The sequence below is a fragment of the Brachybacterium sp. GU-2 genome (assembly GCF_030866705.2).
Classification (GTDB): domain Bacteria; phylum Actinomycetota; class Actinomycetes; order Actinomycetales; family Dermabacteraceae; genus Brachybacterium; species Brachybacterium conglomeratum.
This window is the reverse complement of the sequence record NZ_CP133037.2, coordinates 975698-994721: the sequence shown is the minus strand read 5'-3', so window position 1 is coordinate 994721 and position 19024 is coordinate 975698. Positions and strand designations below refer to the sequence as shown.

Below are 19024 nucleotides of genomic sequence, written 5' to 3'. Positions count from 1 at the left end.
CGTCGCCCTGCTCGCCGGCCCGGGGTGCAGGTCGGCGCGGAGCGTCTGCTGACCGCGCTGGGAAGGCATGCGCCCGGGCTCCCGATCTGGGGCAGCCTGCTCGTCCGGTGCGCTCTCTGCGCGAGGTCGTCGCCTTCGTCGCAGCCTTCCGACTCTCACATCCGGGAGGTGGCCTCCTGGAGCGCGGCCTCGAGGTACGGTGCCGACGCACCGGCTCCGGACGAGGCGACCTGCGCGGGCGTGCCTGAGGCGACCACCGTGCCGCCATCGTCTCCCGCGCCGGGCCCGAGGTCGATGACGTGGTCGGCCACGGCGACGATGCGCATGTCGAGCTCGACCGCGACGACGGTGTTGCCAGCGTCCACGAGGGTCTGGAGATGCGTCACGAGCCGGTCGGAATCGGCGCTGTGCAGCCCGGACGTCGGCTCGTCCAGGACGTAGAGGGTGTCCCCGCGCTGGGATCGTTGGAGCTCGGAGGCGAGCTTCACCCGCTGCGCCTCACCTCCGGACAACTCGGTGGCCGGCTGTCCGAGACGGAGATATCCGAGGCCGACGTCGACCAGGGCCGCGAGCGACCGCATGATGTCGAACTCGCCGTGGAAGAAGTCGTGTGCCTCCTCGACGCTCATGGCGAGGATCTCCGCGATGTTGCGGCCGCGCCAGGCGATCTCCAACGTGCTGGACTGGTAGCGGGTGCCGTGGCAGTCAGGGCACTCGGTGTAGACCGAGGGGAGGAAGAGCAGCTCCACCATGACGGATCCTTCGCCCTTGCAGGTAGGGCAGCGACCGCCGGTGACGTTGAAGGAGAACCTGCCCGCCTTGTACCCGCGAGCGCGAGCCTCGGGCGTCTCCGCGAACCTCCGCCTCACGTGGTCGAACAGGCCCGTATAGGTGGCGACGTTCGAGCGCGGGGTGCGACCGATGGGCTTCTGGTCGATGCTCACGACGCGGCGCACCCCGTCGACGTCGCCGCGGATCTCACCCTCGAGCTCGTCGGGCTCGTCCGACAGCAGGAGCTCGTCCCCTTCGGCGGCGTCAGCGTCCTCCGCCTGGTCTGCTCGTCCCTGCCGTTCGCCGAGCAGCGCAGGCAGTGCCTGGCTGACCAGGCTGGACTTGCCTGATCCCGAGACTCCGGTGACGGCCGTGAACACCCCGAGCGGGAAGGAGATCGTCACGTCGCGCAGGTTGTTGCGCGTGACGTGCTCGAGCCTCAGCCATCCCTGCGGCTGGCGAGGCGTCCGGCGGGGCAGGCCGCTGCCCCCGAAGACATAGCCGCGGGTGACGGACTCCTCCACCTCGGCGAGCCCTTCGTAGGGCCCGCTGTAGACGACGCGGCCGCCGCGCTCACCCGCGCCGGGCCCGATGTCGACCAGCCAGTCGGCGTGCCGCATCACATCCACCGAATGCTCCACCACGAACAGGCTGTTGCCCCGGCGCTTGAGCCCGTCGAGGATGCCGAGCAGAGCGCTGACGTCCTGCGGATGAAGACCCGCGGACGGCTCATCGAGCACATAGACCACACCGAACAGCTCGGAGGTCAGCTGGGTCGCGAGCCGCAGTCGCTGCAGCTCCCCGCCGGAGAGGGTGGGAGTGGTGCGGTCCAAGGACAGGTACCCCAGACCGAGATCGATGATCGGCCGCAGTCTGTTGACGAGCTCCGCGCCCAATCGCGCTGTCGCGGCCAGCTTCTCGACCGAGCGGTCAGGCGACATGCGCGCGTCCTCGACGGCTGCGGGGGCGGATCCTCCGGCGTCGTCGATCCGCTGCCCGGCGTCGCGTCGGTCAGCTTGGCCACCTGTGCGGCCCGCCGACTCGGCCCCATCGAGAGCGCCGGCAGCTCGCTCGACCGCCTGGTCGATCAGCGTGGAGAGCTCCGCGAGCGGCAGCGCGGAGAGATCTGCGACGTCGAGACCCTCGAACGTCACGGACAGGGCCTCCGGCTTCAGCCGCTTCCCATGGCAGGCAGGGCAGGGAGCGACCGAGAGGAACTCCGCCACGCGTCGCTTCATCGACTCGCTCTTGGTGTTCGCGAACGTGTCGAGCACGTACCGACGCGCGCCGACGAAGGTGCCCGAGTAGCTCGGTTCGACGCCCGCCGCGGTCGCGGCCCGAGCCTCGGCGAGAGTCAGCCGCGAGTGGACCGGGACATACGGCGTCTCGTCCGTAAAGAGGATCCAGTCCCGATCCTCCTTCGGCAGATCCTTCCAGGGCACATCGACGTCGTAGCCGAGCGCGACGAGCACATCGCGCAGCTGATGACCGTGCCAGGCCGTCGGCCATGAGGCGATGGCCCGCTCGCGGATCGTCAGCGACGGGTCCGGCACCATCGTGTCCTCGGTGACCTCATACACCCGGCCGATGCCGTGGCACTCCGGGCATGCGCCCTGCACGGTGTTGGCGGAGAAGTCCTCGGCGTAGAGCATCGGCTGATCATCGGGGTAGTGGCCGGCCCGGGAGTAGAGCATGCGCACCAGCGAGGAGAGCGTGGTGATGCTGCCCACCGAGGACCGCGCGCTGCGGCCCCCGCGCTGCTGCTGAAGAGCGACGGCCGGCGGCATGCCCGTGATGGAGTCGACGTCCGGGACGCCCGCCTGGTCGATGAGGCGACGGGCGTAGGGAGCGACGGACTCGAGGTAGCGGCGCTGGGACTCCGCGAACAGGGTTCCGAAGGCCAGCGAGGACTTTCCCGAGCCGGAGACGCCGGTGAACACCACCAGCGCGTCGCGGGGCACCGTCAGGTCGATGTCTCGGAGGTTGTGCTCGCGCGCGCCGAGAATCTGCACGTCGGGCTGAACGGGAGAGGAGTCAAACGGCGCGGACCTGCGTGCTTCGACCATGCCGGCGACACTAGCAACGCGTTCCACCGACCGGTCGGAGCATGGCCCGGTCCTCCACGGTCCACCTGCCTGTGGTGCCTATCGCCGCAGCGGCGGCGGGCACCTCGGTGGAGGGCGAGGTCCCGTCTGTCCTATGCTCGAAGAGAGCCGAGGTCGCGGGCGACGGGCATCCATATGACCGTGGCACTTCCGCGACCGGGCCATCCACAACTGGAGGAGATCGTCATGGCAAGCAGCAACCGCGCCGTCGTGTTCCAGAACGTCAAGGACATGCGCGTCGAGACCCTCGACTTCCCGAAGCTCGAGATGCCGAACGGCAGGAGCGCCCCGCACGGCGTCATCCTCAAGATCGTCGCCACCAACATCTGCGGCTCCGACCTGCACATCTACCGCGGTTCCTTCCCCGTCCCCCAGGGCATGGTGATGGGGCACGAGATGACCGGCGAGGTCGTCGAGATCGGCTCCGACGTCGAGTTCCTCTCCGAAGGCGACCTGGTCTCGGTCCCCTTCAACGTCGCCTGCGGCCGATGCCGCAACTGTCGTGCCCGCCACACCGAGGTGTGCGAGACCGTGAACCCCGACGTGTCCTGCGGCGCCTACGGGTTCAACCTGGGTGATTTCCAGGGCGGACAGGCGGAGTACCTGTTCGTCCCGTACGCCGACTTCCAGCTGCTCCGCTTCCCGGACAAGGACCAGGCCATGGAGAAGATCCGTGACCTCGCCCTGCTCTCGGACATCCTGCCCACCGCGTTCCACGGCCTCATGGAGGCCGGGGCCAAGCCCGGCTCGACCGTCTACATCGCCGGCGCCGGTCCCGTCGGTCGCTGCGGCGCCGCGGCGGCCCGCCTTCTGGGTGCGTCCTGCATCATCGTCGGTGACTACCACCAGGACCGGCTGGACCTGATGAAGAACAACGGCTGCGAGACCATCGACCTGAACCAGGACGTGCCGCTGACCGATCAGATCGAGGCCATCCTCGGCGAACCCATGGTGGACTGCGCCGTCGACTACGTCGGCAACGAAGCCCACGGGATCGGCCGCGAAGCCGAGGACATGAGCCCGGCCCACGCCATCAACCAGGTCATGGACGCCACCCGCGCAGGGGGTGCCACCGGCATCGTCGGCGTCTACGGCCCCGACCCGCTGGCCTCCTCCAAGGCCGAGCAGGAGGGCACCTACCCGCTCGACTTCGGCAAGGCGTGGATCAAGTCGCCTCGGATCTCCGGCGGCCAGGCCCCGATCATGCACTACAACCGTGAGCTGATGATGTCGATCCTGTGGGACCGCATGCCCTACCTCAGCGACATGCTCAACACCAAGGTCATCAGCCTCGACGAGGCCCCTGACGCCTACGCGAAGTTCGACACCGGTGTCTCGGAGAAGTTCATCATCGACCCGCATGGCATGATCCCCGCCTGATTCAGGGATGTCATACACCCGGCCCGCGATCGTCGCTCCAGCGGCGGTCGCGGGCCGGCTCTGTGCACGGATCCGTCGCCGATCCCGTCCTGGACGATGCCCGGCGCGGGCCCGCCTCGGCACGCCCTGCGGGGAGGAGGGTCACGTGGCGCGCTGCGCCACGCGGGGATCGACTGCGGCATCAGCCCACCGCACCCGGTGGGAGGGGAGGGGTCCGGGCGTGCCGTCACCTGCCCCCTCTCCACGGGATGCGGTGGGCGGTGGTCAGCTGATGGCGGAGCGGATGGCGGCGGCCGCGGCGGCGACGTCCGATGCGCTGTAGATGGCGCTGCCCGCGACGGCCACGTCTGCTCCCGCCCGCTGGACGGCCTCGACCGAGTCCGCACTGACGCCGCCGGCGACGGAGAACGGGACCTCGGCGGCCTCGCCGGCGGCGAGCAGGGCGTCGAGGCTGTAGCCGTCCTCCGCCTGCTCGTCGAGGCCGGCGTGCATCTCCACGAACACTGCACCGAGGGCGACGACCTCTCGGGCCCGTGCGGCCTTGTCGGCCACTCCGATCAGATCGACGACGACGCCCTTGCCGTGCTTGGTCGCCGCGGCGACCGCGCCGGCGATCGTGCTGTCACCGGCGACGCCGAGCACGGTGACCAGATCGGCTCCGGCAGCGAAGGCGATGTCAGCTTCCAGCTCGCCGGCATCCATGGTCTTGAGGTCGGCGAAGACGGTCTTGTCGGGGTGGGCGGCCTTGACCGCCGTGATCGCCGCGAGGCCCTCGCTCTTGATCAGAGGGGTGCCGAGCTCGAGGATGTCGATGTGGGGTCCGGCCTTCGCGGCGAGGTCGAGGGCGGACTCGGTGGTCAGGGTGTCCATGGCGAACTGCAGTCGCATATCAGGGTGTCTCTTTCTCGTGGTGGTGTCGATGATGGAACGGGGAAGAAAGGTCATTCGAGGTTGGCATGACGGGGCCAGAGCGCATCCGCACTCTGTCCGCTCTTCTGCCACAGGACGTCGAAGAGAGCGTCGCCGACGAGGACGAGGAGCTGCTCGAAGAGGCTGCCGGCGTACTGAGCCGACTGCTGCTCGGAGCGGTCTGTCTTCGTCGCCGCACGGATGACCAGGACGGCGTGGGACAGCTGAGCAAGCGGTGACTCGGGGTCGGTCGTGATCCCGATGACGCGGGCACCGACGGATCTTGCCGTCTCGGCCGCGCTCACCACTGACGAGGTCGTGCCGGAACCGCTGGCGGTCAGCAGCAGATCGCCCTCTTCGATCGCCGGGGTCGTCGTCTCACCGACGACGTGGACCTGCAGCCCGAGGTGCATGAGGCGCATGGCCGTCATCCGCAGCGCGAGCCCGGAGCGTCCGGCGCCGTGGAGGAAGACCCGCCGGGCGTTCGCTGTCAGTTCGACGGCGGCCGCGAGCGCGTGCGCGTCGGGAAGGGCAGCTGCCCCGTCGATCTCGTTGACGATCCGCGTCAGCGAATCCTGGATGCTTCGTTCTTCCATGTCGACCATCTTGGGCCGGTCCGCGGCGGTCCACTGCTGCCCGATGAGCGGGGCGCCCCGTTCGATCGGGTGGGCCTCCCAGGTCGGGCTAGAGTAGCCGAGTGAGCGATCTCCCTACCCCGCTGGAACGTGCCCGCTCCCTGTCGGGGGACCGTGCCCTGACCGAGCAGGCTGATCAACATGCGATCACCCTCGAATCGATCCTTGCCGTGCTCCGCTCCGGCCGACTCGCGGATGCGGCCGCGCGCAGGGAGGCCACGGAGATCGCCTCCTCCGCACTCATCCGTGCCCGCTCGGTCCATGAGCAGCAGGAGAGCGTGCTCGAGCCGGTAGCCGAAGCATTCTCGCGCCTGCGCACCGAACTGCGTCCTCTGATCCGCTCCGGGCCGCTGCAGGTCCAGTTCGCCGAGCCTCCTGCGCGAGGACGGGCGCTGCCGGGCCCGGTCGCTCGGGAAGCCCGCGCCATCTCCCGCACAGCAGTGCTCTCGCTGATCGACCGCGCGGACGCAGCACGCGCCCGGATCGGCTGGGACTGCGATGGCCGCAACCTGCTGATGGAGGTCCGTGACGACGGGGGGATCGCGGTGACGGCGCACGACGACACACTGCGTCCGATCGCGGAGCGAGTGGCGGCGCTCGACGGAACCATGGACGTGGAGACGACCCCGGGCTGGGGGACGACGCTGCGGATCGAGGTCCCACTGGACCCACCCAGCGCAGCGCTCACCGTGGAGGGCGCCGAGGAACTCACCGACCGCGAGAAGCAGGTGCTGCGCCTGGTCGCGACCGGGATCTCGAACCAGCGCATCGGCGACCAGCTCGGGATCACGGCCAACACCGTGAAGTACCACGTGGCCAACTTGCTGCGGAAATACGGCGCCCGCACGCGCGCCGAGCTCGCAAGCATCGCTCACTCCCATGATGCGCACTCTCCGAGCGCCCAGACACGATAGCGGGCCTCGGTCCGGACGTCGGCAGCGGTGTCGCACCCGCTGCGCTGCGAGCCTCATGGCCGTGACCTCGAAGAGCTGGTGGCCGGCGGTGAAGGCGATGCCGCACGCCGTCCAGGACCAGCCCGACGCGAAACCGGTGAACGCGCAGCTGTGACTGATACGCGCCGGCACGGCCCGCGTCCCACCGTGTTCCGGGTTCGCGGATCGGCCTCAGGCCCTCGCCGCCTGGGTGCGGCCCCCGCGACGGCTCGATTCCAGCATCTCGGTCAGTGAGCGCGCGTCATAGCTGCCCACCATCCGACAACCCTCGATGAAGAACGTCGGGGTCATCTTGGCGCCGCTCGCCTCCGCGCTCGCGATGTCCCGCTGGACCCTCGCAGCGACCTCGTCGCTGTCGAGATCCTCGATGAACGCCTCGACATCGAGTCCCAGCTCGGCCGCGTAGCCGATGAGATCCTCCCTCTCCAGCGCGTCCTGCCGAGTGAAGACGAAGTCGAGCCACGGCCAGAACATCTGCTGCTTCGCGGCCGCCTCGGCGGCCCGTGCGGCGAGGGGGCCGTGAGGATGGTGAGGCAGATGCCGCACGACGTAGCGCAGATCGTCACCGAAGCGCCCGTGCAGGTCTTCCCATGAGCCAGTGGCGTGCGCGCAGTACTCGCACTCGAAGTCCACGAACTCCACGAGGGTGAGCCGGGCGTCCTCCGGTCCGCGGATGTGATCCACCTCGGGGTCCACCGGAGAGTCGAGCGTCATCGGGAGATCCGCCGTCTCCTCTCCCCACCGACGGGCCGCGACCTTGAAGATCAACCAGCCCAGAACAGTGGCGAGCACCATCGCCACGAGCACGCCCAGCGTCGCCTGGCGCCCCAGATCCGAGGAGGAGTCGAAAGCGAGGCTGATGACCAGCAGCGACACGGTGAAACCGATGCCCGAAAGTGCTGCCCCGCCGAACACGCTGCCCATTCCGACCCCCTCCGGCAGTCGGCCTGCGCCCATCCGAACGGCGAGGAGCGTCGCGATCCCGATTCCGAGGAGCTTGCCGAGCACGAGCCCCGCGATGACGCCCCACGTCACAGGCGAGCCGAGCGAGTCGGCCACCACCCCGCCGCCCAGGTCGACTCCGGCATTGGCCAGAGCGAAGATCGGCACGACCAGCAACGCCGTGGGGAGACGGAGGTACTCGTACAACCGCTCGTTGACCGACACGCCCTTGGACAGCCCCCGTCCGACGGCACGCGCCGAGGAAGCGATCGGGGATTGCCAGAAGTCTCGGAACAGCTGCCGGGCGGCGACCACCTCCTGCCGTTGCGTCGGGTAGGCGGGGATCAGAAGGCCGGCGATCATGCCCGTCAGCGAGGCGTGGATGCCGGAGGACAGAGTCGCCAGCCACAGCACGATGACGATCCCGACGTACGGAGCGGCACTCCACTGCCGGGAACGGCCCACCAGCCACAGGGCGACGAGGCAGCCGAGAGCGACCAGCAGCGGGACGGGTCGGATCTCGTCGCTGTAGAACACCCCGATGATCGACACCGCAAGGAAGTCGTCGACCACCGTGAGGGTCAGGAGGAAGACGCGCAGCTGCCCGGAAAGCCGAGGGCCGACGATCGCGAGAGCACCGAGCATGAACGCCGTGTCCGTTCCGACGACCGCCCCCCACCCGCGAAGCCCCTCGCCACCGGACGCGCCGACGACCAGGACGTACACCAGCGCGGGCAACGCCACACCCGTGACGCCCGCGATCGCCGCCAGACGGGCGCGACTGCTGTCCCGCAGAGCCCCGTGTGCGAACTCCTGGCGCACCTCGAGACCCACGACGAAGAAGAACACGACCATCAGTCCGTCGTTGATCCAGTGGTGCAGATCCAGGTGCAGGCCGAACGGGCCGACGTCGATCCCGACGCTCTGCTGCCACAGCTCGACATAGGAAGAGGACAGCGGCGAGTTCGCCCAGAGGAGAGCGAAGGCCGTGACGACGATGAGCAGGACGGCCGAGCCCGACTCCGTGCGGAGTCTTCCGGCAATACCGCGCGAGGGAGAGGTGGAGTGGGGCACGGCGCGATTCTGCCTGAACGCGCTGGCCGGCGCCACTGGGTCGGACCGGGTGCGATGCCGCTGCTGTTCGGGTCCGAGGGGATGGACGGGCGGCCGTGGGAGATCGATCCCCGGCTGCGCGCGAGGTGCGTGCGGCTCGTGCAAGAGCTCCCGCGGGAGTTCCCCTCCCACCTCGCCGCAGCGGTCGCGACCGCTCGGCAGAACGGAGTCCCGTGGGGGCCCGTGCGGCGCTGTCCGGCGCAGGACGATGCCGACCACAGGACTCGTCCGGGTGTCACCAGCGCAGGGAGTGCGTCATCGATGCCCTGGTCCGAGACAGGATCCGCGATCCAGCCACGCCGGTGACAGATCGGTGAGATCACTGCCACCTTGTCGAGAGCCTGCGGATGTGGCCTCCATCACGTCTTGCTGCACCGGGAATGAACCTGATCGGATCAGAGTTGAGTCGGGTGCACTCAAGAACGGAGCTGCTGAGATTGACATCGTCGATCTCGGGTTCTCTACTTGAGTCCGTACAGCTCAAGTCTTGCCGTCGGCCGCTGGTCGGCAGCGAAGATCCCGTGCGGCGCATCCGTCGCAGAAAGGCAGGCACCCATGTCCCGTGTCGTCGGAATCGATCTCGGCACCACCAACTCCGCCGTCGCCGTCCTTGAGGGCGGTCAGCCCACCGTCATCGCGAACGCCGAGGGCTCCCGCACCACCCCGTCGGTCGTCGCCTTCTCCAAGCAGGGCGAGGTGCTCGTCGGCGAGGTCGCCAAGCGTCAGGCCGTGACCAACGTCGACCGCACCATCTCCTCCGTCAAGCGCCACATGGGCACCGACTGGACCCAGGAGATCGACGGCAAGAAGTACACCCCGCAGGAGATCTCGGCCCGCATCCTGGGCAAGCTCAAGAAGGACGCCGAGTCCTACCTGGGTGAGTCGGTGACCGACGCGGTCATCACCGTCCCGGCCTACTTCTCCGACTCCGAGCGTCAGGCCACCAAGGACGCCGGCACCATCGCGGGTCTGAACGTCCTGCGCATCATCAACGAGCCCACCGCCGCGGCACTCGCCTACGGCCTCGAGAAGGGCAACGACGACGAGCAGATCCTCGTCTTCGACCTCGGCGGCGGCACCTTCGACGTCTCCCTGCTCGAGGTGAGCAAGGACGAGGAGGGCTCGACCATCCAGGTCCAGGCCACCGCCGGCGACAACCGCCTCGGCGGCGACGACTGGGACCAGAAGATCGTCGACTGGCTGATCTCGCAGGTGAAGAACAAGGAGGGCGTGGACCTGGGCAAGGACCGCATCGCCCTGCAGCGCCTGAAGGAGGCCGCGGAGCAGGCGAAGAAGGAGCTGAGCTCCTCCACCTCCACCACCCTCTCCCTGCAGTACCTCTCGATGACCGAGAACGGCCCGCTGCACCTGGACGAGAAGCTGACCCGCGCGCAGTTCGAGGACATGACCTCGGACCTGCTCGAGCGCACCAAGGCCCCCTTCCACCAGGTCATCAAGGACGCCGGCATCAAGGTCGCCGACATCGACCACGTGGTCCTCGTGGGCGGCTCGACCCGCATGCCCGCGGTGACCGAGGTCGTCAAGGAGCTGACCGGCGGCAAGGAGCCCAACAAGTCCGTGAACCCGGACGAGGTCGTCGCCGTCGGCGCCGCGCTCCAGGCTGCGGTGATCAAGGGCGAGCGCAAGGACGTCCTGCTCATGGACGTCACCCCGCTCTCCCTCGGCATCGAGACCAAGGGCGGCGTGATGACCAAGCTCATCGAGCGCAATGCGGCCATCCCGACCAAGACCTCCGAGGTCTTCTCCACGGCTGAGGACAATCAGCCCTCCGTGGCGATCCAGGTGTTCCAGGGCGAGCGTCAGTTCACCCGGGACAACAAGCTCCTCGGCACCTTCGAGCTGACCGGCATCGCGCCGGCCCCGCGCGGCATCCCGCAGATCGAGGTCACCTTCGACATCGACTCCAACGGCATCGTGCACGTGACCGCGAAGGACCGCGGCACCGGCAACGAGCAGTCCATCCAGATCACCGGCGGCTCCGCCCTGTCCGAAGAGGACATCGACCGCATGGTGAAGGACGCCGAGGCCCACGCCGCCGAGGACGAGGAGCGCCGCAAGAACGCCGACGCCCGCAACACCCTCGAGCAGCTCGTCTACCAGGGCGAGAAGCTGCTGAAGGACAACGAGGAGAAGATCTCCGACGGCGACAGGACGAAGGCCGAGGACGCCATCAAGGAGGCGAAGGACGAGCTGGCCAAGGAGGACGCCTCCACCGAGGACCTCGAGGCCAAGCGCGACGCGCTGAACGAGGCGCTGCAGGCCGTCGGCACCGCGATCTACTCCCAGGCCCAGGAGGGTGCCGAGGGCGCTCCCGAGGGCACCGAGGCGCCGTCGTCCGATGACGACGACGTGGTCGACGCCGAGATCGTGGACGAGGACGAGGAGAACAAGTGATGACCGAGAACCAGAGCCACCCCGACGACGCCCAGCGCCCTGAGGGCGAGCCGCGGTTCTCCTTCACCGACAAGCGGAAGGTGAACCCGGAGGACGGCTCGATCCGTCCCTCCGGGGACGCCCCCGCCTCCGAGGGACAGGGCTCCCAGGAGCCGGTCGACCCGATCGACGCCGAGGCGGCGACGCTCTTCGAGCAGGCCGCCTCGGGCCAGGGCGGGGACTCCGCCCCGGCAGACGCCGGACGGGTCGCCGAGCTCGAGGGCCAGGTCACCGCGCTCACCGAGCAGCTCAAGCGCGAGCAGGCCGAGTACGTCAACTCGCGCCGCCGGATCGAGGCCTCCGCCGAGGCGGGCAAGGAGGCGGCCGTGGGTCGCGTCCTGGCCGCTCTGATCCCGGTGCTCGACGACGTGGAGCTGGGCCGCCAGCACGGCGACATCGCCGAGGGAACGCCCTTCCACTCGATCGCGCAGAAGCTGGTGGAGATCCTCGGCTCCCACGGCCTGAAGCGCTTCGGCGCGGTGGGCGAGGAGTTCGACCCGAACCTCCACGAGGCCCTCATGCACGAGGACGCCGATGACGTCGAGACCGCCACGATCTCGCTCGTCATGCAGCCGGGCTATGCGATGAACGATCGCGTGCTGCGCCCCGCCCGGGTCGGGACGCGCGGGCCCGCCTGAGAGCAGGCGCCTCCACCACGCCGGGGCGGGGCCCGTCGGTCCCGCCGACGGGTCCCGCCCCGGCTCATTCCCCACGAACACCACGAACCCCCGAACGACGCAGAAGTACCTGAGGCTCCCGGAAGGAGACGCTGATGTCCGGACAGGACTGGCTCGACAAGGACTTCTACGCGGTCCTCGGCGTCTCCAAGGACGCCGACGCGCAGGAGATCAAGAAGGCCTATCGCAAGAAGGCCCGGCAGTACCACCCCGACCGCCACCCCGACGACCCCACGGCGGAGGAGACATTCAAGGAGATCGGCGAGGCCTACTCGGTCCTCAACGATCCCGAGCAGCGCGAGCAGTACGACGCGATCCGCGCCATGGGCTCCGGCGGTGCGCGCTTCTCCGCCGGCCAGGGCGGGCCCGGCGGTGCAGGCTTCGAGGACATCTTCTCCTCGATGTTCGGTGCCGGTCAGGGCGCCCCAGGCGGCTACGCCGCAGGCGGCGGAGGTGGCGCGAGCCCCGATCTCGACGACCTGCTGAAGATGTTCGGCGGTCAGGCCGGCGGCGGCTTCGGCGGCGGGGGACCGGCCGGCTTCCAGCCCGGCCCCTCCAAGGGCCAGGACATCTCGGCCCGCACGAGGATCAGCTTCCGCGACGCGGCGCTGGGCACCGAGATCCGGCTGACCGTGGACGGGAGGACCGTCACCGCCCGCATCCCCGCGGGCGTCCACGACGGGCAGAAGATCCGCCTGCGCGGCAAGGGCCGGCCCGGCCCCGGCGGCGGCCCGGCAGGAGACCTGCTGCTCACGCTGGACGTCGAGGAGCACCCCGTGTGGAGCGCCGACGGCGCGAACCTGAAGATCACGGTGCCCGTCTCCTTCGACGAGGCCGTGCTGGGCACCACCCTGTCCGTCCCGCTGCTGGACGGTGGCACCGTGTCGGTGAAGGTCCCCGCGGGCACCCCGTCCGGCCGTACCCTGCGCGTCCGCGGCAAGGGGCTCGTGACCTCCAAGCGCACCGGCGACCTCCACGTCAGCGTCCAGGTCGCAGTCCCCTCGCACGTCGAGGGGAAGGCGAAGAAGGCCGTGGAGGACCTGCGCGAGGCGCTCAAGGGCGAGGAACCGCGTGCCGGGCTCGCCGCGGCCGCCGCCAGCTGACCGGAGCCGAACGGGCCGGACGGAGGTCTCCGGCCGGTCCGTTCGGAGATCGGCGCCGCCCGCCGCCGCGCCCGTCCGACCCGTCCATCTCCGCATCCCGGAAGGAGCTGTCCGATGGCCCCCTCGTCCCGTCTCGACGAGCGCGCGCCGGTCTTCGCCATCTCGGTCGCTGCCGAGCTCTCCGGCATGCACCCCCAGACCCTGCGCCAGTACGACCGGCTCGGCCTGGTCGTCCCGCAGCGCACCCGCGGCCGGGGACGCCGCTACAGCGCGCGCGACGTGATGCGGCTGCGGGAGATCCAGGCGCTGTCCCAGGACCAGGGCGTCAACCTCGCCGGCATCAAGCGGATCCTCGAGCTGCAGGACGAGGTCCAGACCCTCCAGGACCAGCTGCAGCGCGTGCGCGAGACCCTCGAGTCGATGAGCCCCGCGCAGCGCCGCGTGTTCACCGCCGACCGCGACGGGGAGATCAGCGCTCTGCGCCGCGGCGAGCGTCCCCGCCGAAGCTCCGGCAGCGGCGCGCTCGTCGTCTGGCGGCCCGGCCACCGCCGCTGACCTCGGGCCGCCGGCACCGGGCCTCCCTCGCCCGCGCCGAGCGAGCGGCCGGCGACGCCGGGCCGCGGCCGGGACCCGCGCCCGGGCGGCCCGGCCTCAGTCGTCCGGCCCGGGAGCAGGCCGGTGCGGCTGCGCCCCGACCTCCTCATACAGCGTCCCGAGCGTCCGCGCGATCTGCCGGATGTCCACGCCCTCGGCCGCCTCGCGTCCCGCTCGGTGGAGGTCGGCGAGCTCCCCGTCCAGCAGCGCAGCGAGCTTCTCCGCCGCGCGCCCCGGGAAGCCGGGGCCGTCGCCCGCGACCTGGTGCGTGAGCACCCCGTCGGGCGTCCCGTCGCGGTAGATCGGGATCGCGCGCACCAGCGCCGGCACCTCGCAGGCCAGCGCCTCCCACAGCACGATCCCCTCGGTCTCCTCCTTGGTGAGGAAGCAGAAGACGTCCGCCCCGCAGTACGCCTCGCGCACCTGCTCCGCCTGCACGTAGCCGGGGAAGAGGGCGTTCGGCGGCGCGGAGGCCAGCGCCCGCTCGACGTCCCGGGTGAGCATGCGGGGATCGGTGCGGCCGTACCAGACGAAGGTCACCTCCGGCAGCAGCCTCGCCACCTCCACCCAGTCGAGGATCCCCTTGCGCACCAGCTGCATCCCGACGCTGACCACCACGCGCGCCTCCGGTCCGAGGCCCAGCTGCTCGCGCAGCCGCCTCCGCGCTCCCGGATCGGGGCGGAAGAAGGTCGTGTCCACGCCGTTGGAGAGCACCCGCACCGGGGCGCGCAGGCCGTACTCCGGCCGGGAGATGAGCCCGCGCGAGTACTCGCTCGGGGTGACCACGAGGTCGCCGCGGCGGTACAGGTGCGCGATCCAGCGACGGAACAGCGGCGCGACGCGGTTCGCCCGGGGAAGGAGTAGCGGAAGTCCTCCTCGGTCGAGTGTGCCCACATCAGCACCGGTCGTCGGCACAGCCGCGCCCAGTGCGCGAGCAGCGGCGTGTCCGGGAACGGGGTGTTCAGGTGCACCACGTCGAAGGGGCGCAGGGGGTTGGTGACCACCTCGTGGCCGAGGGCCCGCACGGCGTTCTCCTGATGGCGCATCGCGGCGCCGATCCCGGACTCCTTCGCCAGCGAGGCGAGACCGCGCGGCATCAGCACGCGCAGCGGCTCGTCGCCGCGCACCCCGCGGCGGGGATGGCGTCCGGGCAGGACCGTGTGGGCGATGCGGTCCAGACGGCGGCCGGCCGCCTCGAGCGGCCGGCGGCGGCGCCTCGCGGCGCGGGAGCTCATGAGCATCGGGGAGTACTCCTCACCAGGGAAGGAAGCGCAGCAGCAGCGCGCTCACGCCGAGGCCGTAGGTGATCAGCGCCCACGGCTTGCACAGCAGGATGATCGCGACGTAAGTGCGCCACCTCATGCGGGTGGTGCCCGCGATGTAGCACAGCAGGTCGTCGGGCGCGACGGGAAGCGCGATCGCGAGCGCGAAGGCGCGGGTGAAGTGCGCGCTGCGCGTCCAGCCCAGCAGCTTCTCCACCGTGCGCGGACGGAACATCCGCTGGATGAGGCCCAGGCCCACGTGCCGCGCGATCAGGAAGTTCAGCAGGGAGCCCGAGCACACGGCGAGGTAGTTCAGCACGGTCCCCTCGACGGCGCCGAAGAGCACCGGGCCCGCGATCACCAGCAGGCCGCCGGGGACGATGGGGAAGACGACCGAGGCGGCGGAGACCACGAAGAAGGCGAGCGGACCCCAGGCGCCGAGCGAGTCGATGAAGGCCTGCAGGTTCGTCAGCGAGCGCAGCACCCCCGTGTCGAGCCCCCAGACCACCAGTGCGATGGAGAGGCCGAGGCCGAGCAGCGGGGAGAGCCGGGCGGCGATCCGCAGCGGGTCCCGTCGGATCCCGGCCTCCCGGCCACCGGTCCCGGAGATCCGGTCGGCGCCGGGGCGGGCCGGGGCGGCCGGGGCCTGCACCGCAACCGGGCGGGAGACGGGTGCGGGGACCGGCCGGGCGGTGACGTGACGGGCGGCGATGCGGCGTGAAGGGGTCGCCGGGCGCGTCGGTGCGGTGCGGACCGCGGGGATCGCCCCGGTCGTGGTGCTCATGCGGTCACGACCGGGCGCGAGATGATCCGGGCGGGTCTGCGGCGCAGGCTCTGGTGGTACACCTCGAGCACGTGCCGACCGAAGTCCTGCGCCCCGCAGGTCGCCTGCGCGTGCTCACGGGCCGCGGTCGCCATCTCCTCGCGTCGGCGCGGGCCGTCCAGCAGCGTGGACAGGTGGGCGGAGAACTGCTCGGCGTCCTCGTACTGCCAGCCCGTGCGCCCCTCGACGACCACGTTCGCCAGCGACGGGTCGCGGCGGCACAGCAGCGGCAGCCCGCAGGCGAGCGCCTCGATGAAGGTCAGGCCCTGGGTCTCGCTGAGGGAGGCGCTGACGAACAGCTCGCCGATCCGGTACCAGCGCTGCACCTCGGCGGGATCCGCGACGCCCGCGAAGCGTACCCGGTCGGCGATCCCGAGCGCCCGGGCGTGGGCCTCGAGCTCGGGGCGGTAGGGCCCGTCGCCGACGAGCACGAGCACCGTGTCCGCCCGGTCCGCGGCCGCGACCATGTCGAGGACCTCCTCGAGGTTCTTCTCCTTGGCCAGGCGCGAGACGGAGACGAGCACCCGCTGCTCGGGGGCGATGCCGAGCCCGCGGCGCAGCGACCGGACGTCCTCGTGCTCGGCCTCGCTCGCGGCGGGCCGGAAGCGCTCGAGGTCCAGGCCCGTCGGCACGACGTGCACGGGGGAGCGGACCCCGTAGCCGGTGAGGATCCGCTGGACCTTCGCGGTGGGGACCACGACGGCGTCCGTCCCCGCCAGGACCCGGCGGGAGAAGGTCTCCACGACCTTCCTTCCGACGGAGCGGCTGGGGGAGTAGTAGTGCGTGTAGTCCTCGTAGATCGTGTGGTAGGTGTGCACCAGCGGCACGGCGAGGGTGCGGGCGATGCGGCGCGCCCACACGTGGGTCGAGAACTCGCACTGGGAGTGGACGACGTCCGGTCGCCAGCGCAGGATCTCGCGCAGCACGCGGCGGCTGGCGGGCATGCCGATCCGGGCGCGGTCGTAGACCATCGAGGCGGAGACCGAGCCGATGCGGTAGACGCCCTGCTCGCTGCGGGTGCGGATGCCCTGGGACAGCGTCAGCACCCGCACGTCGCAGCCGAGGGCGAGCAGCTCGCGGCGCAAGGTCTGGACCGAGGCGACCACCCCGTTGACCACCGGCTCCCACCAGTCCGTGGTGAGGAGCACTCGCAGGGGACGGGTCGGCTCGGCGTCCTGACGGTGGCTCGGGCGCATCCTGGTCACGTTCACCCCTCGAGGTTCGCACGTGGTCGCGCCGAGCGCCTCCGCCGAGCGGAGGAGAGGGATCAGACCGTGGTCTGATCCTGCCTCCGACGCCTGGCCGTGCCTGGTCCTCGTGCTCATGCTCCGAGCCTATGACCGGTGCCCAGGGGCCAGAACCGGGCGCGCCCGACGCGTCGCGGAGAGTTTCCCCCTAGTGCGTCAGCCCGTCACCTGGTAGCGGGCCGTGAGCGACGTGGACCCCAGCTGCTGGGTGAAGATCGCGAAGCGCGCCTGGACGTTGGCGGCCCCGTGCTCGACGCCGAGGGTCTCCACAGGCAGGGCGTGGATCGAGAACTGATAGCGGTGCGGGGCGCCGGCGGGCGGCTCCGGCCCGTCGTAGCCGACGTTCCCGAAGTCGTTCACGGCCTGGCGGATCGGCGAGCCGGCGTCCTCGCGGGCCACGCCCTGCGGCAGCGACGCGGCAGTGGCAGGGATGTCCCAGGCGACCCAGTGCCAGAACCCGGAGCCCGTCGGGGCGTCCGGGTCGTAGCAGGTGACCGCGAAGGACCGCGTCCCCTCGGGAGCGTCGCTCCATGCGAGATCGGGGGAGAGGTTCTGCCCGCCGAGGGCCTCGACGAGCTGCGGCGGGGCGACCACCGTCCCGTCCGGCGTGGCGGAGGAGGTCAGGCTGAAGGTCTCGTCGGATTCGGTGACGTTCTCGCTCATGCCGATCAGCCTAGGCAGGGCGCGCGGAGAAGTCGACCGGACCGCGCCGGTCTCCCGCCCCTCAGAAGCCGTCGGCCGAGGGACGCGGGTAGTGCTGGAGGAACTTCTTGACCTGGTTCATCTTCGCGGCGAGCACGTAGAAGCGGCGCTTCGCGCCCTCGACCCCGTAGGCGAGCGGGTGCACGGTGCGGCGCTTCCCGATCTCCCGCACCCGGGTGCGCAGGTCCGGGTCGATGATGTAGCGGCGCAGCAGCGGCCACGGCACGATCGAGTAGAGGACCTCCTCGCGCGGCACCAGCCGCTCCATCTCGCGCTGCTCGACGAGGTCCGCCACCACGGGCAGCGCGACGTTCGCCCCGGCCGCGGTCATGTAGTAGTTGTTCCGGCCGATGCGGGGGTTGACCTCGAAGAACTTCCCGACCCCGTCGCGGGGGTCGATCTTCACGTCGAAGTTGGCGTAGCCGCGGTAGCCGGTGTGGTGCAGGAAGCGCACCGACTGCTCGAACACCTCCGGCAGGTCGGTCGTGAACATCGCCGCCGGGTTCCCCAGCGCGCCGGGGGTGTGCTCCTCGAGGAGCACCTGCGCCCCGCCGAGCAGGGTGACCCGGCCCTGGGTGTCGACATAGGCGGTCACCGACAGCATCGAGGTGTCGTCGCCGGGGATCATCTCCTGGACCACGAAGCGGTCCTGATAGCCGGCCTCCGTGAGACGGCCGACGAGGTCGAGCAGCTGGGCGCGGTCCTCGATCTCGAAGACCTTCCGCTTGCCGGGGAAGGAGACGGCGTTGTACGCGGAGGAGCGGGAGGCCTTGGCGACCACGGGCCAGCCGAGGTCCAGCTCCGGCACCTCCGGCGCCGTGCCGCCCTCGAAGTCGAGCACGACGGTGCGCGGGGTGGCCACGCCGATCTCGGAGCACATCTGGGAGAAGGTCGCCTTGTCCGCGACGGCCTCGAGCACGTCGTCGTCCAGCAGCGGCAGGTGGAAGAGCTCGCCGAGCTCGTCCCGGTGCGCGGCCAGCAGCGCGACCAGGAAGTCCGCGTTCGCCAGCAGCACCGGGCGGGTGCCGCCGGAGCGAGCGGCCTTGTCGCGGCCCACCTGCAGCAGCGCCGCGACCATGTCCTCCTCGGAGGCGGCCATGCCCAGCTCCACGGTCGTCAGGATCGAGGAGTCCGCGACGGGGCCGGCGACCTTCCGGGTCACGACCGTCGAGGTGATCCCGTACTTCTCGTGGAAGGCGCGGGCCAGGGCGTAGATGCCGATGTCGCCGCCGAGCAGCACCAGGTCCACCTCCGGGGTCGACACGGCGGTGCAGGGGCGGGGCGGGGTGTCGGGCATCAGAGGGGTCCTTGTCGGTCGTGCGCGGTGCGGGAGGGGTGAAGCGGTGGGATCGGG

The 19024-nt window shown here is 70.6% G+C and carries 15 protein-coding genes and 1 pseudogene; 7 read left to right on the top strand and 9 right to left on the bottom strand.

What is annotated here, in order from left to right; genetic code table 11:
* Positions 1-155 precede the first annotated feature (155 nt).
* Complete coding sequence (locus RBL05_RS04610) at positions 156-2837, bottom strand: excinuclease ABC subunit UvrA (RefSeq protein ID WP_318604126.1); 2682 nt, start codon at positions 2835-2837, stop codon at positions 156-158.
* A gap of 225 nt (positions 2838-3062) precedes the next feature.
* Between RBL05_RS04610 and RBL05_RS04605 the strand changes: the two genes are divergently transcribed.
* Positions 3063-4256, top strand: a complete 1194-nt coding sequence (locus RBL05_RS04605; RefSeq protein WP_308740481.1) for an alcohol dehydrogenase catalytic domain-containing protein — start codon at positions 3063-3065, stop codon at positions 4254-4256.
* A 264-nt stretch (positions 4257-4520) separates the two neighbouring features.
* On the opposite strand, the gene hxlA is transcribed toward RBL05_RS04605, so the two are convergent.
* Entirely contained in the window at positions 4521-5144 is a 624-nt protein-coding gene (hxlA, locus tag RBL05_RS04600; RefSeq protein WP_308740482.1) for a 3-hexulose-6-phosphate synthase, read from the bottom strand.
* 53 nt (positions 5145-5197) lie between these two features.
* Positions 5198-5770 carry a 6-phospho-3-hexuloisomerase gene (hxlB, locus tag RBL05_RS04595; protein ID WP_308740483.1) on the bottom strand — a complete coding sequence of 191 codons (573 nt, stop codon included), beginning with the start codon at positions 5768-5770 and terminating at the stop codon, positions 5198-5200.
* Positions 5771-5862: 92 nt separating this feature from the next.
* Here hxlB and RBL05_RS04590 point away from each other — a divergent pair, with 92 nt between their 5' ends.
* Both RBL05_RS04590 and RBL05_RS04585 read left to right on the top strand, forming a co-directional pair.
* A complete protein-coding gene (locus RBL05_RS04590; protein ID WP_308740484.1) occupies positions 5863-6714 on the top strand; it encodes a response regulator transcription factor family protein in 852 nt (283 codons plus the stop codon).
* A 22-nt stretch (positions 6715-6736) separates the two neighbouring features.
* Positions 6737-6862 (top strand): annotated as a pseudogene (locus RBL05_RS04585) (IS256 family transposase); the annotation flags it as partial.
* A 62-nt stretch (positions 6863-6924) separates the two neighbouring features.
* Here RBL05_RS04585 and nhaA read toward each other — a convergent pair.
* The gene (gene nhaA, locus RBL05_RS04580) at positions 6925-8739 is read right to left on the bottom strand and encodes a Na+/H+ antiporter NhaA (protein ID WP_412523789.1); all 1815 of its coding nucleotides are present in this window, start codon (positions 8737-8739) and stop codon (positions 6925-6927) included.
* 624 nt (positions 8740-9363) lie between these two features.
* On the opposite strand from nhaA, the gene dnaK reads away from it, so the two are divergent.
* From dnaK to RBL05_RS04560, 4 genes are all read left to right on the top strand, one after another.
* The gene (dnaK, locus tag RBL05_RS04575; RefSeq protein ID WP_308740486.1) at positions 9364-11223 is read left to right on the top strand and encodes a molecular chaperone DnaK; all 1860 of its coding nucleotides are present in this window, start codon (positions 9364-9366) and stop codon (positions 11221-11223) included.
* A complete protein-coding gene (locus RBL05_RS04570; protein WP_308740487.1) occupies positions 11223-11900 on the top strand; it encodes a nucleotide exchange factor GrpE in 678 nt (225 codons plus the stop codon). The genes dnaK and RBL05_RS04570 overlap by 1 nt, the downstream gene beginning before the upstream one ends.
* A 134-nt stretch (positions 11901-12034) precedes the next feature.
* The gene (locus tag RBL05_RS04565; protein WP_308740488.1) at positions 12035-13042 is read left to right on the top strand and encodes a DnaJ C-terminal domain-containing protein; all 1008 of its coding nucleotides are present in this window, start codon (positions 12035-12037) and stop codon (positions 13040-13042) included.
* A 114-nt stretch (positions 13043-13156) separates the two neighbouring features.
* Positions 13157-13597, top strand: coding sequence for a heat shock protein transcriptional repressor HspR (locus tag RBL05_RS04560; RefSeq protein ID WP_308740489.1), 441 nt, complete (start codon positions 13157-13159; stop codon positions 13595-13597).
* Positions 13598-13693: 96 nt separating this feature from the next.
* On the opposite strand, the gene RBL05_RS04555 is transcribed toward RBL05_RS04560, so the two are convergent.
* The 5 genes from RBL05_RS04555 to RBL05_RS04535 form a co-directional block, all read right to left on the bottom strand.
* Positions 13694-14530, bottom strand: coding sequence for a glycosyltransferase (locus RBL05_RS04555; protein ID WP_318604124.1), 837 nt, complete (start codon positions 14528-14530; stop codon positions 13694-13696).
* Between the two features lie 360 nt (positions 14531-14890).
* Positions 14891-15682, bottom strand: a complete 792-nt coding sequence (locus tag RBL05_RS04550) for a TVP38/TMEM64 family protein (RefSeq protein ID WP_308740491.1) — start codon at positions 15680-15682, stop codon at positions 14891-14893.
* Positions 15679-16917: a glycosyltransferase gene (locus RBL05_RS04545; protein ID WP_308741127.1), complete on the bottom strand. Its 1239-nt coding sequence runs from the start codon at positions 16915-16917 to the stop codon at positions 15679-15681. Before RBL05_RS04545 ends, RBL05_RS04550 begins: the two co-directional genes overlap by 4 nt.
* Positions 16918-17124: 207 nt before the next feature.
* Positions 17125-17631, bottom strand: coding sequence for a YbhB/YbcL family Raf kinase inhibitor-like protein (locus RBL05_RS04540; RefSeq protein ID WP_269362031.1), 507 nt, complete (start codon positions 17629-17631; stop codon positions 17125-17127).
* A 61-nt stretch (positions 17632-17692) separates the two neighbouring features.
* Positions 17693-18967, bottom strand: a complete 1275-nt coding sequence (locus tag RBL05_RS04535; protein ID WP_308740492.1) for a carboxylate--amine ligase — start codon at positions 18965-18967, stop codon at positions 17693-17695.
* Between the last annotated feature and the right edge of the window lie 57 nt (positions 18968-19024).